The following is a 14,644-nucleotide window of genomic DNA, read 5'->3' as shown; positions in this document are numbered from 1 at the left end:
CGGTGTCCGGAGGTTTCCCGCGAGGGGGGGCGGCGGGATTCGAGACCGTCGACGGCGCCGGGGAGCCGCGCCCCCTCGGACCGCGTACGGCCGACGTCAGATGAGGATCACGATCTTTCCCCGCACATGTCCGCGCTCGGAGAGGGCATGGGCCCGCGCGATCTCCTCCAGCGGGAAGGTCCGTTCGACGCGCGGTGCGTACCGGCCCTGCTCGCCGAGCGCGGCCGCTTCGGCGAGAAGCGTGGAATCGTTCACCGCGTTGGCCATACGGACCCCCAGACGTTCCGCGTTCGCGTAGTCGGCGACCGTCAGCACGCGGGCGGGGTCGCCGGCGATCTCGATGAGGTCGGGGAGGGAGCCGGAGGCGGCGGCGTCGAGTACGAGGTCGACCCCGTTCGGGGCCAGGTCGGCGAGACGTTCCGACAGGCCGGCACCGTAGGTGGTGGGAAGGGCCCCGAGTGAGGTGAGGAAGGCGTGGTTGCGCTCACTGGCGGTTCCAATCACGGTGGCTCCGAGGGCGACCGCGATCTCCACCGCCGCGCCGCCGACGCCTCCGGCGGCGCCCTCGACGAGCAGGGTGCGCCCCGCGAGCGGGCCGAGCGCCTTGAGCCCGCTCAGCGCCGTCACGGACACCAGACCCGCCCCGGCCGCCTGCTCGTCGGTCCAGGCGGCGGGCGCGGGCGCCCACGCCGAGAGCACGGCCAGCTCCGCCGTCGCCCCCGTGACTCCGCCCAGCCCGAAGACGCGGTCACCCACGCTCACTCCGGTGACGCCCTCCCCGATCATGTCCACCAGGCCCACGGCGTCGCGGCCAGGTATCGCGGGCAGGTCCACTGGGAGTACGTCGCGCACCTCCCCGCTGCGTACTTTCCAGTCGACGGGGTTGACGCTGGCCGCCACGACGGCGACGCGGATCTCTCCGGGACCCGGCAGCGGGTCCTGGACCTTCTCGACCGTGAGGGTCTCCGTACCGCCGTACTCGTGGTACCGGGCTGCGCGCATGATGTCCTGCCTTGTTCGTCCCGACGGCTTGGTGTGCCTTGACATCGACCACGCTAAAACCTGACATCAGTGTCAGAGGCAAGTCGGGCAGCCAGGGGGCAGAGCGCGCGTAGGCCCGCGGTGTGGAGCCACGGACGGTGATCAGACCCTTGACGGCCTCGTCTCCGGTGATCTCCGGGTAGGCGTCCGGCCGGGCGACAGAAAGCCAGGGTCCGCGAGCTAGGACCGCGCGGCGGCGTTCTCGCCGAGGTCCAGGTGGTCCGGGCGATGCGGCAGCGTACGGGCGCCGGTGGCACGGAGCCCGTCGAGGGCGAGTTCGAGGTAGCGGCGCCACGCCTGGGGCTGTGCGGCCAGCAGGGGCGCCGCCGTCTGATGGATGCCCGCGAGGAGCAGCACGATGTCCGTTCCCGTGACGTCCCCGCGGACGGTGCCCTGCTCCTGCGCCCTGGCCGTGAGCACGTCGGCCGCGTCGCGGAGGCGGCCGATCCCGTCCCGCACCCCGGCGTGATCCAGCGAGGGGCGTCCGATCACTTCACAGAAGGCGCGGTCGGCGGCCAGCGCCCCGACGCCGTCGGCCATGAACTCCGCCAGTGCCCGCGCCGCGTCGTCCGCGTCGGCGAGGCGCTCCGCCGTGCCGGTCAGCCGGTCGAGAAGTCGCAGCATGATGGCCGCGAGCAGGTCCTCCTTCGAGGCGAAGTGCCGGAACACGGTGCCTTTGGCGAGGCCGGCACGCTGGGCGATCTCGCCCATCGACACATCCGTGCCCCGCTCGGCGAACGCCTCTGTCGCGGCCTGGAGCAGCAGACGCCGGTTGCGGACCATGTCCGCCCGCCGACCTGCGGTCTCTGTCGTCTCGCTCATGCGTACTCCCTGGTCAGGAGGTCCAGCCTACCAGCAAGGTGACCGCTGGGTCAGCTTAGGTGTACGGTCAATATGACCCGGCGGTCACCTTCTGTCGGGCCGGCCGCGCCGTCGCCATGACGCCTCGCGGATCACCGCCGCTTCATCACGCGCCGTCTTCGCGGCGCACCACCGGAGGAAGACATGAACAGCACCCTTGACGGCAGGACCGCACTGGTCACCGGCGCCTCCTCGGGCATCGGCCGGGCCACCGCGCTCGCCCTGTCGAAGGCGGGCGCCCGGGTGGCTGTCGGAGCGCGCCGGGCGGACCGTCTGACGTCGCTCGCGCAGGAGGCGCCGGGTGAACTCCTGGTCCTGGAGCTCGACGTCACCGACCGTCAGTCCGTACAGGACGCGGTCGCGGCCGCCGTCGACCGCTTCGGCGCCCTCGACGCCCTCGTGAACAACGCGGGCGTCATGCTCAACGGACCGATCCTGAACGCGGACACCGCCGAGTGGCGCCGCATGGTCGACACCAACCTGCTCGGATCGATGTACACCGCCCATGCCGCCCTGCCCCACCTGCTGGAAAGCAGGGGCGCCGTCGTCCAGATCTCCTCGACCTCCGGGCGCACCGCGTCGGCGGGCGGCGGTGTGTACGCCGCCACCAAGTTCGGCGTCACCGCCTTCGCCGAGTCGTTGCGGCAGGAAGTCACCGCCCAGGGCGTACGGGTGATCGTCGTCGAACCCGGAATGGTCGCGACCGAACTGCTCACCCACATCACCGACCCCGCCCTGCGGGACTACGCCAAGACCTATGCCGAATCGATGCGGACGCTCAACGCCGAGGACATCGCCGACGCCGTCCTGTACGCGCTCACCCAGCCCGACCACGTCGCGGTCAACGAGATCCTGATCCGACCGACCGATCAGACCCGCTGATTCGGACGAGGAGTTGAGCCCGGTGTCCTCGCCGGTCGGCGGCCGCGCGGCGTGGTGGGCGAGTTCGAGGGCGAGGCGGGCAACCATGCGGGACGGCCGGCCGTAGATGGCCGGATCCAGCCAGCATCAACCGGACTTCCCGGACATGAGGGCGGTGGCACACCGTCTGTCGCGTCACCGGTTCGACGGAAGCGCTGAAAGGGCCGACCTGCGGAAATATCCTGGGACGGGCCGAAGGGTCCGTTCGGATAGGAGTGCCCCCGGCAGGACTCGAACCTGCGGCCAAGCGCTTAGAAGGCGCCTGCTCTATCCACTGAGCTACGGGGGCCGGACAGTGGCCGCGGCTGTCTCCGCCCCTGGGTGGTTCCGTGACCTTGTACCGAGGTCAAGGATAGGGCGCTACATGCCTGCCGCCGGTTGCTTCACCCGCGTGACACGTTGTGGAGGTTCGGTGAAGTGGTCCGATAATCGCAGGCATGTGCAGAACGTGCATCGCTTTTGACGCCTCGGATCGCTGCTGTTGTGCACTCGTTATGCCGATGGCTCATTCTGCCCCATCGACACCATGGGCCGCCCCATTTCATGTAGTGCGGGCCGAATGGGGTGATTTACCCGAAATACGCTTCAAAAATGCTCCAATATGGGGCATTCTGCGGGTGTGGCGATCTTGGACGTACGGCCCGAGCTGCTCGACGCGCTGTCCGCGCTGCGCGACCGCGTCGACGCCGCACGCTTCCCCTTCCCACTGCGCGGAGCCGCCCGCGCCCGGCGTACCCGACAGGAGTTGCTCGCCCAGCTCGACGACTACCTGGTGCCCCGGCTGAAGGCGCCCGAGGCCCCTCTGCTGGCCGTCGTGGGCGGTTCGACGGGCGCGGGCAAGTCGACCCTCGTCAACTCCCTTGTCGGCCGCCGCGTCAGCGAATCCGGGGTGCTCCGGCCGACCACCCGCACCCCGGTGCTGGTCTGCCACCCCGAGGACCGCGCCTGGTTCGCGGACCCGCGCGTCCTGCCCGGCCTCAACAGGGCCTGGGCGGTACGCCAACGGGTGGGTCCGGGCGGCGCGGCCGGGGGCGGCAGGCCGGGCCGGGGCGACAGCGGGGACCGGAACGGCGACCGGAACGACGACCGGCGCGGCCGGGGCGACCGCACCGACCGCGGCGAATCCGGGCGCGCCGAACTGCGCCTGGAGACCGACGACAGCCTGCCCCGCGGCCTCGCGCTCCTCGACGCCCCCGACATCGACTCCCTCGTCACCCGTAACAGGGAACTGGCCGCCGAGCTGATCTGCGCCGCCGACATCTGGGTCCTGGTCACCACCGCCTCCCGCTACGCCGACGCCCTGCCCTGGCATCTGCTGCGCACCGCCAAGGAGTACGACGTCACGCTCGCCACCGTCCTCGACCGCGTCCCGCACCAGATCGCGGACGACGTCGGCAGGCACTACGCGGCGCTGCTCGGCAAGGCGGGCCTGGGCGACGTACCCCGCTTCACCGTCCCCGAACTGCCCGAATCCGCGGGCGGCGGCGGCCTGTTGCCGCAGACCGCGGTCGCCGCGCTGCGCGAATGGCTCGCGCACTGCGCCCAGGACCCGGCCGCCCGCCAGCACGCCGCCCAGCGCACCGCCGTCGGCGTACTGGACTCCCTGCGCGGCCGGTTGCCCGCCCTCGCCTCCGCCTCCGCCGCCCAGCACGCCGCCGCCGTACGCCTGGCGCGCGGCGCGGAGGACGCGTACGAACAGGCCGGGGAGCGGATCGACACCGCGATCGGCGCGGGCGTCCCGCTGGCCGGTGAGGCCCTCGCGCACTGGCAGGGCTACCCCGCGTGCGGCCCCGACGCCCTCCAGCACGCGCTCGCCGAGGAGTTCGCGGCCCTGCTGCGGACCGAGACCGACGCCGCCGACGAACGCGTCGTCGCCAACTGGCAGCGCGACCGCGCCGGATCGGCGCTGCTCGGCGAGCCCTCCGCGCGGCCCGACCGCGACCGCGTCGCCGTCGCCGCCCGGATCGACAAGGGCGTACGCCGCTGGCGCCGCGGTCTGACCGAACTGTCCTACGCGCAGGCGCGGGCCGCCCGCGACGCCGACCGGCCGCCCGTCGACCCCGAGGACGTGGCCGCGCTGCTGGCGACCGCGCTGCTCGGCGGCAAGCGCGGGAGCGCCGCGGGTGAGCGCCTGGCCGAGACCGTCGGCGTACAGGCCGCGCTGCGGCTGCGCGACACCGCGCGCGACCGGCTGGACGACGCCGTCGCAGGGCTGCTGCGCGCCGAGCGGGACCGGCGGCTGGCCCCGGTCGACGGCTACGACGTGACCGCGCGGCAGCAGTCGTCGCTGATCGCGGCGCTGTCCGTACTCCAGAGGGAAAGGTGACCACGGTGGCCACGACGACCGGCAGTTCGGCACGATCGGCGGCGAGCGGGTCCGCGGACGCGGCGGGGGACGGGCCGGGACGTGTCCCGGGCCCGTCGTCCTCCGCGTCGTCCGCTTCTCCGTCCGCCGTTTCTTCGTCGGTCGCTCAGGGGCGGGAGAGCGCTACGGACGCGCTGACCGTGCGGGTGGACGCGCTCGGCGAGTTGCTGGGGCTGTCCAGGACGCGGATCAGCCCGGACGCGCTGGCCGAGACCGGCGAGCTGCTGGAACGCCTGGGCGAGCGGCGGCGGTTGTCGCTCGACCACACGGTGGTGGCGCTGGCCGGGGCGACCGGCAGCGGGAAGTCCACGCTCTTCAACGCCCTGGCGGGGCTCGCGCTCTCCGAGACCGGCGTACGGCGGCCGACCACCGCGAAGCCGGTCGCCTGCGCCTGGCAGCCGGAGCGGGCGGCCGGGCTGCTCGACCGGCTGGGGATCGCACCGCAGGACCGTTACGCCAGGCGCGGCGCGCTGGACGCGGCGGGGGAGTGGCCGGGGGACCTGTCGGAGGAGCTGTCGGGGACCGAGGGCGCCTTCGCCGCCGACGGCGCCACCGGGCGCGCGGAGAGCCTGGACGGGCTCGTCCTGATCGACCTGCCCGACCACGACTCGGCCGCGACCGGCCACCGCGATCAGGTGGACCGGCTGCTGGGCCTGGTGGACGTCGTCGTCTGGGTGCTCGACCCGGAGAAGTACGCCGACGCGGCCCTGCACGAGCGCTATCTGCGCCCGCTGTCCGGGCACGCCGACGTGACCGTGCTGGTGCTCAACCAGATCGACCGGCTGCCCGGCGACTCGGTCGACCTGGTCCTCGACGACCTGCGGCGGCTGCTGGACGAGGACGGCCTCGCGGTCGGCGAGCACGGCGAGGACGGCGCCGTGGTGCTCTCCGCGTCCGCGCTGACCGGCGAGGGCGTCGCGGACCTGCGCGCCGTACTGGCCCAGCTCGTCACCGACCGCGCGGCGGCCGGAAGGCGGCTGGCGGCCGACATGGACCGCACGGCGAGCAGGCTGCACCCGCTCTACGTCGGCGAGGGCGGCGCCGGGCTCACGGACTCGGCGCGCGAGGAATTCGTGGACCGGCTCGCGGACGCGGTGGGCGCGGCCGGGGCAGGGCAGTCGGCGGAACGGGACTGGGCGGGAGCGGCGGAGGGGGCCTGCGGTACGCCGTGGGGTCGGCTGATCGGTGAACGGGCCGCGGGCGGCGCCGGTTCCCGCGGTGAGCGCCCGGCGCAGGGTTCACCCGTACGAGCGACCCGTACGGGCGGCGGCGGGCTGTCCGCGTCCCGGCCGGTGGTCGACGAGGCGGTGCGCGGCGTGGCGGCCGACGCGTCCCGCGGGCTGCCCGCGCCCTGGGCGCAGGCGGTACGTGACGCGGCCCGGCGCGGCGGTGACGGGCTGCCGGAGGCGCTGGACGGCGCTGCGGCGCGGGCGCGGCCGGGGGCGCCGGAGCGGCCCGGCTGGTGGTCGGCGGCCGGTGGCGCGCAGTGGCTGCTGATGGCGCTGGCCGTGGCCGGCGCGGTCTGCCTGATCTCGGTCGCGGTGGGTTCGCTCGATCTGACGTGGTGGCTGCCGGTCGTGATGATCGCGGTCGGCGGACTCGGCGGCCCGGCCCTCGCCGGTGCCTGCCGGTTCGCGGCCCGCGGGCCCGCCCGGCGGTACGGCCAGGCCGCCGAGCGGCGGCTGCGGGACGCGGCGGCGGACTGCGGCAGGGCCCGGGTGCTCGAACCGGTGGCGGCCGAATTGATGCGGTACCGCGAGGTGCGCGAGCAGTACGCGGTGGTCGCCGGGGCGCATTCCGCGCACGCGGCGCATTCCGTCCGCACTTCTCTGGGAGACCACTCGTCCGAGTGACGAAGTTATCCACAACCGGCCGGTAATCCACAGATTCCGGCCGGTTTCTCCATGCCTGGTCGAATTCCTGCACGATGTCCTTACGGCGTCCCGCGGGGGGCGCGATCGGCAGGGAGGGCAGAGAAATGAACGAGACGCTTGTGACCGTGGTGGGAAATGTGGCCACCGAGCCGGAGACCCGGCAGACCGCGACCGGTGTGGCCGTCACCCGCTTCCGGCTGGCGACCACCTCGCGCCGGTGGGACGCCGAGCGCGGCGCGTGGACGGACGGGGCCACGAGCTTCTACACGGTGTGCGCGTGGCGGACGCTGGCCTGGCATGTGAAGGAATCGGTCGGAGTCGGTGAACCCTTGCTCGTCCAGGGGCGGTTGAGGATCCGTGAGGAGGAGCGTGAGGGTCGGCGCTATCTGACCGCGGAGATCGAGGCGGTGGCGGTCGGGCACGACCTGGCGCGGGGCGTCTCGCGGTTCAGCCGGGTCGCGGCGAGCATGACCGGGGCGGGGGCCGCGTCCGCGTCCGGAGCGGCGGGGGCCGTGGTGGGGAACGCGGTCGGGAGCGCGGCCGGGAACACGGTCGGGAACGCGGCCGAGACGCCGCCGGTGGTCGCCCGGCCGGATCCGGCGCCGCCCGTTCCCGCGGGGGCGCCCTGAGTATCCGGAGTATCCGCTTTCGGCGGCATTTCCCGGGATGAATTCTGTCGATGACTTATCGACAAACACGGAATCATGCAATTGTGCCGATAACGATTGGGATTCGAAAAGGCGCTGCGGGGACTCTCTTGGTGAGCGTGTGACGCCTGGTTCCTAGGATCTCCTCGTTCAGCACGCACGGGGGCCGGAACTGCGCAGGCAAGGCGATCCTCTGAACGACCAACGCGCCTTGCCCGGAGGGGAAATCCATGTTCAAGACCTACAGGCGGGGCGCCGCCCGCCTCGCGGCGGCCGGCATTGCCACGGGCCTGCTCGCGGCGGGCGTGATGGCGGGCGCGGGCGCGGCCGTCGCCGCCCCGAACGACGGCACGACGCCGTCGGCCACGGGCGCCACCGCCGTGCTCGGCGGCATCGAGAAGGACAAGGCCGACCAGGCCGTCGTCAACCCCGGTGCCAAGGACGAGTACGACGTCACCGCCGGGCTCTTCTCGATGGCCGTGACCGGTGGCGGCACCATCGAGACGTACTGCATCGACTTCAATCACCACACCGTCGACAAGGCGACCTACAACGAGGTCACCTGGGACAACTCGACGCTGAAGGACAACAAGGACGCGGGCAAGATCGCCTGGATCCTCAACAACTCCTACCCCAAGGTCGACGTGGCGGCCGTCACGGACACCCTCAAGGCCGCCGGGGTCACCCTCGACCACCCGCTCACGCCGGGCCTGGCCGCGGCCGGTACGCAGGTGGCGATCTGGCACCTGTCCGACCCGGGGGTGAACGTGCAGGCCAAGGACAGCGACGCCAAGGCGCTCGCGGAGTACCTGGACAGCCACGCGCAGACCCTTGAGGAGCCCAAGCCCTCGGTGACGCTCGACCCGCCCGCTGTCTCCGGCAAGTCCGGCGACCGGCTCGGTCCGGTGACCGTGCACACCACCGCCGACGCGGTCGACGTCAAGCTCGGCGCCGACGCCCCGGCGGGCGTCAAGATCGTCGACAAGGACGGCAAGGCGATCAGCGGTCCGGTCAAGAACGGCACCGCGCTCTACTTCGACGTTCCCGCGGGCACCGCGGACGGCACCGCCCCGGTGACCGTCGCGGCCACCACCGAGATATCCGTCGGCCGTGCCTTCTCCGCCACGGACACCTCCAGCCAGTCGCAGATCCTCGCCGGTTCGCAGAGCACCACCGTCACCGCGGCGGCGACCCTGTCCTGGGCCAGGAAGGGCCCGATCCCGGCGCTGTCCGCGCAGGTCGTCTGCGCCAAGAACGGGGTCGACGTCACCGCCGCCAACCAGGGCGACGAGGACTTCACCTTCGAACTCGAAGGCAAGAGCTACACGGTCGCGCCCGGCAAGTCCCAGACCGTCACGGTCCCCGTCCAGGAGGACCAGAAGTACAAGATCGACATCACCCTGCCCAACGACCAGGTGAAGACCTTCGAGGGCGTCCTGGACTGCAAGACCGCCACCACCCCCGGCCCCACCCCGACGGCCACCCCCACCAACGCCCCCAGCCCCGCCACCTCCGGCAGCACCACGGGCGGCACCGATCTCGCCGAGACCGGTAGCAGCAGCGCCACCCCGATGATCGCGGGCATCGCCATCGCCCTCGTCGTCCTCGGCGGCGCCGCCGCCTTCTTCTTCCGCCGCAAGAAGAACACCCCCACCGCCTGACCCGGGGCACCCCACCGCGAACGGGTCCTGCCGCACCGGAGGGTGCGGCAGGACCCGTTCGCACACCCGCCCCCGTCCGGCCCGCGCCGCCTACCGCGACGCTCGTGCGAACAGCGGCTTCCGTCGGCGCTCAGCAGGCACGCGAGACGTACACGACGTACACGTGGTCAGAACCTTCTTCGTCAGCGTGCTGATGCTGGGCGGCGTCGTGCTGACCCACCGGGAGGCCAAGCGCCAGGCGGCCGCCGGGCGGGGTGGGGGAGGGACCCGTTCGCACGGATGGGTGGACGTACGGCAAGATGTGGTGTTTCTCATCCCAGCCGGGCACGAAGTAGCCCCCCACCAGCGGTTTCCCGTTGATGAGGGGCCGTCTCATGCGGCGTGGGCGTCTCTGGGCCGTCATGGGCGTGACCGGCGGCCCGGTACATCGCGCTGATGGCGCTCCCGGTCCGGGTCTCGCTACTCGGCATCAGGTGCCTGTACACCCGCAACGTGAACCCCGGTCGCTGTGCCCGAGGTGCAAGCTCAGCGCCTTGACGTTCTCTCCGGCGTCGAGGAGCACCGAGGCGTAGAAGTGCCGCAACGCGTGCATACCGTGCTCTCGGGCAGCTTCGTAGCGCTTCCCCTTCTCCGGTACCGGGATGATCCCGGCGGACGCCAGAGCGGGCTTCCACGCCTGATCGTTGAAGGCGTTGCTCCAGACCGCCGAACCCGCACCGCTGGTGAAGATCAGACGATGCGTCACCTTCGGTCCGGTCGGCGTCAGCCAGGGCAAGGTCACGTCGACCGGCGGGAAGCGCTTGATGTGCTCGGTCAGCGCGGCCAACACCTCGGGATCGAGCGGGACGTCACGGATCTTGCCCCGCTTCGAAGGTGCGAACACGAGGCCGCCCCGGAGCTTTGACCTGCTGTCGCACGTACAGCCACCCGAGATCGCCGATGTTGTCGACGGCAAGGCCGAAGATCTCACCCTGCCGGAGACCGCAGCCTCCGCCGACATCTGCCGTCGCCTGGTAGCGATCCGGCAGGCCCTCACGGACTCCGAACACCTGCTCCGCCAACCACGGGTGCACTCGGGTCGGAGCCGGACGAGGAGCTTTCACCGACCGGGCACGGCACGGGTTCGTCGGCAACAGGCGGTCGTCCACAGCCGCATTGAGCACGGAGGACACTGCATCGAAGATCAGCCGCCGATACGACGAGGCCGTCACGGGGTCCTCAAGCTCACGAAGCCACTCGCGCACGTGCTCAGGCTGGAACGATCCGATCGGACGGCTGCCCAGGTACGGCAAGGCGTGAAGGCGCAGACGCCCCTCAAGCGCGGCCCGGCTGGTGAGGTCGGTCGTCAGCGCGGCGAGCCAGCGTTCCGTGTACTCCCGGAAGGTCGTCCGAGACGTACGGGGGTCGATGTACTGGCCCCGACTCATGTCGGCTTCCAGGTTGGTCAACCAGGCTTCAGCCGCGCGCTTCTGCCGGTCGGGGAAGCTCTTGCTCTTCTCCGTACCGTCCGGGCCGACGGGTCTGCTGCACGATCGGGTGACGTCTGATCTGGCTTGCCCTGTGGGGCGGGTGGGAAGGATGTCGCTGTGCCCACGCCTTATCCGGAAGAGTTCCGCGTGGATGTTGTGCGGGTCGCGAGAAACCGTGGCCCGGGCGTGACGGTGGAGCAGGTGGCCGCGGACTTCGGAGTCCACGCGATGACGCTTGGGAAGTGGATGCGCCGGGCGGACATCGACGATGGCTCCAAGCCCGGAACGACCGGCCAGGACAATGCGGAGCTGCGGGAAGCGCGTCGGCGCATCAAGTTGCTGGAGCAGGAGAACGAGGTTCTGCGCCGGGCCGCTGCCTATCTGTCGCAGGCGCATCGGCCGGGAAAAGGATCTATCCGCTCGTGAAGGAGCTGGCCGGCGGCGGGGTGCCCGTCACGGTCACGTGCCCGAACGAGATCGCCATGACGCACGACCCTGCCTCAACGCGCCCGCAAACGATGGGGCAATCGAAGCTCAGGCCGCGTGGCTGTCAGAGCTATAAGCGAACCCGTCGAACCGACCCCGGGAACTTGGAAGAACCTCGCGCAGAAGTGATGAGGCAGACGGCCCTTTCCGCACCCCGGGTCCCGTCCTTTACCGTGCGGGCGACCTCATCAGGCAGCAGTGTAGGCGGGCGAGGTGCCGGGTCGTGGGGCCGTCTGTGGGCCGTGCGAGGGTGACCGGGTGGGTGACCGAGAATGACAGGCGGTCACGGAGGGTCGCGGGACGGGCCGCAGGTCAGGGGCGGGGGAGGGGGCGGTGAGGTACCCATTCGCCCCGTGGGGTGGACGACTGGCAAGATGGGGTGTATCTGCCCTCACGCGGCGGTGCCGCACTGTGGCCCTACTCGATTGCCGGACGGTTTCTCTTGGCTGAGTTCATTTACACCATGCGCAAGGCCCGCAAGGCCCACGGCGACAAGGTGATCCTCGACGACGTCACGCTGAGCTTCCTGCCGGGAGCGAAGATCGGCGTCGTCGGGCCGAACGGCGCCGGTAAGTCGACCGTCCTGAAGATCATGGCGGGCCTGGAGCAGCCGTCGAACGGTGACGCGTTCCTGTCGCCCGGCTTCTCGGTGGGGATGCTGCTCCAGGAGCCGCAGCTCGACGAGTCCAAGACCGTGCTGGAGAACGTGCAGGACGGCGCCGCCGACACCATGGCGAAGCTCACGCGGTTCAACGAGATCGCCGAGCTGATGGCGACCGACTACTCCGACGCGCTGCTGGACGAGATGGGCAAGCTCCAGGAGCAGCTCGACCACGCCAACGGCTGGGACCTGGACGCGCAGCTCGAACAGGCCATGGACGCCCTGGGCTGCCCGCCCGGCGACTGGCAGGTCACCACGCTCTCCGGCGGCGAGAAGCGCCGCGTCGCGCTCTGCAAGCTGCTGCTCGAAGCGCCCGACCTGCTGCTCCTCGACGAGCCCACCAACCACCTGGACGCCGAGTCGGTGAACTGGCTGGAGCAGCACCTGGCGCAGTACGCCGGCACCGTCGTCGCCGTCACCCACGACCGGTACTTCCTGGACAACGTGGCCCAGTGGATCCTGGAGCTGGACCGCGGCCGGGCGCACCCCTACGAGGGCAACTACTCCACGTACCTGGAGAAGAAGGCGGCCCGCCTGAAGGTCGAGGGGCAGAAGGACGCCAAGCGCGCCAAGCGACTCAAGGAAGAGCTGGAGTGGGTCCGCTCCAACGCCAAGGGCCGTCAGGTGAAGTCCAAGGCCCGCCTGGCCCGTTACGAGGAAATGGCCGCCGAGGCCGACAAGGTGCGGAAGCTGGACTTCGAGGAGATCCAGATCCCGCCGGGCCCGCGCCTGGGATCCATCGTGGTCGAGGTCAACAACCTCTCCAAGGCGTTCGGCGACAAGGTGCTGATCGACGACCTGTCGTTCACGCTCCCGCGCAACGGCATCGTCGGCGTCATCGGCCCGAACGGCGCGGGCAAGACCACGCTGTTCAAGATGATCCAGGGCCTGGAGACCCCGGACTCCGGCTCCATCAAGGTCGGCGAGACGGTCAAGATCTCCTACGTCGACCAGAGCCGCGCCAACATCGACCCCAAGAAGACGCTGTGGGCCGTCGTCTCCGACGAGCTGGACTACATCAACGTCGGCCAGGTCGAAATGCCGTCCCGCGCCTACGTCTCGGCCTTCGGCTTCAAGGGCCCGGACCAGCAGAAGCCCGCGGGCGTGCTCTCCGGCGGTGAGCGCAACCGCCTCAACCTGGCGCTCACCCTCAAGGAGGGCGGCAATCTGCTGCTCCTCGACGAGCCCACCAACGACCTCGACGTCGAGACCCTGTCGTCGCTGGAGAACGCCCTGCTGGAGTTCCCCGGCGCGGCCGTCGTGATCTCCCACGACCGGTGGTTCCTCGACCGGGTGGCGACGCACATCCTCGCGTACGAGGGCGAGAGCCGCTGGTACTGGTTCGAGGGCAACTTCGAGTCGTACGAGAAGAACAAGGTGGAGCGGCTCGGCGCCGACGCGGCCCGGCCGCACCGCGCCACGTACAAGAAGCTGACCCGCGGCTGAGGGCACGGTATCTGTGATGGCACGGCACATCTTCCTCTGCCCGCTGCGCTGGGCGGACATGGACGCCTTCGGGCACGTCAACAACGTGGTCTTCCTGCGGTATCTGGAAGAGGCGCGGATCGACTTCATGTTCCGGCTGGCGCCGGGCGAGGGAAGCGTGTCGTTCACCGGCGGGTCCGTCGTGGCCCGCCACGAGATCGACTACCTGCGTCCGCTGGTGCACCGGCACGAGCCGGTCACCGTCGAGACGTGGGTCTCGGACATCAGCGCGGCGTCGCTGACCGTCCACTACGAGGTCAAGGACGGCGAGACGGTGTACGTGCGGGCCTCCACGGTCGTCGTCCCGTACAACCTCGCCGCCGGACGGCCGCGGCGGATCACCGCGGAGGAGAAGCTGTTCCTCCAGCGGTATCTGGACGGGGCCGTCACCGTATGACCGCTCCCGCGCGGTCGACGCTGACGCTGGCGCGAGCGGGGGAGGCGGCCGATCTGGCCGCCTTCCTCGGCCGGCTGATCCGCTGGGACAAGGCGGCGGTCGTACGGCTCAGGTCCGCCGAAGGGGAGGCCGCCCTCGGGGTCTTCGGCCACCCGCCCTTCGGGGGCGTCCTCGCGGTCCGCACCGCGGCGCTGGCCGAGGATGGGGTCGGGGCGGCGGTCGACGCGACCGTGTCGGCCGGGCAGCTCCTCGACGCCGTGCCTCCGCCGGAGGGGGGCGAGTTGGTGCTGCCCGGGTCCGTCACCGGGCCCTCCTGGGCCGGGCTGCTGCCGCCGCGCGGCGGCTGGCTGCGGGTCACCGAGGTCGACGGTGACGCCGTGCGGGCTGCTGCCGCCCGCGTGATCGGGGAATTCCGCACGCGTACGGAGGAGTTGGGCGACGCCGGGCGTACGCGGGCCGGACTCGACGCGCTCGCCGAGGAGCTGTGGGCTCGGCCGCTTCCCGGTACCGGCTTGCCCTTGCGGGCGGTGCACGCCGCCCATGCCCTCGGGTTTCTGCGGGGGGCCGAGGACGCCGTGCTTCTGTCCGCCGGGCCCTGGCTGCGGCTGCGCACCGCGCTCGGTTCCGTGGCCGTACGCGCTGCCGCGCCGGCCTCCGGTCTGACCGTCACTCCGGCCTAGGTGTATTGATCACGAGCGTTGTTGACATGTGCCGGTGCTTGATCATGGCGAAGACCTCCGGTGTGGTGGAGCTGTCTAGGACTGCACCGCACGGAG

Annotated in this window: 11 protein-coding genes, 1 tRNA gene and 1 pseudogene; 9 read left to right on the top strand and 4 right to left on the bottom strand. The window is 71.3% G+C overall.

From position 1 onward, the window contains the following. Positions 1–96: 96 nt before the first annotated feature. Positions 97–1,002: an NADP-dependent oxidoreductase gene (locus tag ACIQCJ_RS29975; protein WP_355337125.1), complete on the bottom strand. Its 906-nt coding sequence runs from the start codon at positions 1,000–1,002 to the stop codon at positions 97–99. 219 nt (positions 1,003–1,221) lie between these two features. Continuing rightward, entirely contained in the window at positions 1,222–1,863 is a 642-nt protein-coding gene (locus ACIQCJ_RS29970) for a TetR/AcrR family transcriptional regulator (RefSeq protein ID WP_402713099.1), read from the bottom strand. A gap of 183 nt (positions 1,864–2,046) precedes the next feature. Between ACIQCJ_RS29970 and ACIQCJ_RS29965 the strand changes: the two genes are divergently transcribed. Beyond that, a complete protein-coding gene (locus ACIQCJ_RS29965) occupies positions 2,047–2,784 on the top strand; it encodes an SDR family oxidoreductase (RefSeq protein WP_402713098.1) in 738 nt (245 codons plus the stop codon). 255 nt (positions 2,785–3,039) lie between these two features. Here ACIQCJ_RS29965 and ACIQCJ_RS29960 read toward each other — a convergent pair. Then, positions 3,040–3,112, bottom strand: a tRNA-Arg gene (locus ACIQCJ_RS29960). Between the two features lie 339 nt (positions 3,113–3,451). Here ACIQCJ_RS29960 and ACIQCJ_RS29955 point away from each other — a divergent pair. The 4 genes from ACIQCJ_RS29955 (at position 3,452) to ACIQCJ_RS29940 (ending at position 9,370) form a co-directional block, all read left to right on the top strand. Next, positions 3,452–5,149, top strand: a complete 1,698-nt coding sequence (locus ACIQCJ_RS29955) for a dynamin family protein (RefSeq protein ID WP_402713192.1) — start codon at positions 3,452–3,454, stop codon at positions 5,147–5,149. Between the two features lie 5 nt (positions 5,150–5,154). Further along, positions 5,155–7,041, top strand: a complete 1,887-nt coding sequence (locus ACIQCJ_RS29950) for a dynamin family protein (protein WP_402713097.1) — start codon at positions 5,155–5,157, stop codon at positions 7,039–7,041. A 125-nt stretch (positions 7,042–7,166) separates the two neighbouring features. After that, complete coding sequence (ssb, locus tag ACIQCJ_RS29945; RefSeq protein WP_402713096.1) at positions 7,167–7,691, top strand: single-stranded DNA-binding protein; 525 nt, start codon at positions 7,167–7,169, stop codon at positions 7,689–7,691. A 248-nt stretch (positions 7,692–7,939) separates the two neighbouring features. After that, complete coding sequence (locus ACIQCJ_RS29940) at positions 7,940–9,370, top strand: LAETG motif-containing sortase-dependent surface protein (protein WP_402713095.1); 1,431 nt, start codon at positions 7,940–7,942, stop codon at positions 9,368–9,370. Positions 9,371–9,681: 311 nt separating this feature from the next. Here ACIQCJ_RS29940 and ACIQCJ_RS29935 read toward each other — a convergent pair. Next, positions 9,682–10,797 (bottom strand): annotated as a pseudogene (locus tag ACIQCJ_RS29935) (tyrosine-type recombinase/integrase). Positions 10,798–10,956: 159 nt separating this feature from the next. Here ACIQCJ_RS29935 and ACIQCJ_RS29930 point away from each other — a divergent pair. The 4 genes from ACIQCJ_RS29930 to ACIQCJ_RS29915 all read left to right on the top strand — a co-directional run bounded on the left by ACIQCJ_RS29930 (position 10,957) and on the right by ACIQCJ_RS29915 (position 14,548). Further along, positions 10,957–11,265, top strand: coding sequence for a transposase (locus ACIQCJ_RS29930; RefSeq protein ID WP_402713094.1), 309 nt, complete (start codon positions 10,957–10,959; stop codon positions 11,263–11,265). Positions 11,266–11,767: 502 nt separating this feature from the next. After that, positions 11,768–13,432, top strand: coding sequence for an energy-dependent translational throttle protein EttA (ettA, locus tag ACIQCJ_RS29925; RefSeq protein ID WP_355337137.1), 1,665 nt, complete (start codon positions 11,768–11,770; stop codon positions 13,430–13,432). A 16-nt stretch (positions 13,433–13,448) separates the two neighbouring features. Beyond that, positions 13,449–13,868 carry a thioesterase family protein gene (locus ACIQCJ_RS29920; protein WP_355337139.1) on the top strand — a complete coding sequence of 140 codons (420 nt, stop codon included), beginning with the start codon at positions 13,449–13,451 and terminating at the stop codon, positions 13,866–13,868. Then, positions 13,865–14,548 carry a hypothetical protein gene (locus ACIQCJ_RS29915; RefSeq protein WP_402713093.1) on the top strand — a complete coding sequence of 228 codons (684 nt, stop codon included), beginning with the start codon at positions 13,865–13,867 and terminating at the stop codon, positions 14,546–14,548. The genes ACIQCJ_RS29920 and ACIQCJ_RS29915 overlap by 4 nt, the downstream gene beginning before the upstream one ends. Positions 14,549–14,644 lie beyond the last annotated feature (96 nt).

Source organism: Streptomyces sp. NPDC093221, from assembly GCF_044753885.1.
GTDB lineage: Bacteria > Actinomycetota > Actinomycetes > Streptomycetales > Streptomycetaceae > Actinacidiphila.
The sequence above is the reverse complement of the archived record's forward strand: the minus strand, read 5'-3'. Positions and strand labels throughout refer to the sequence as shown.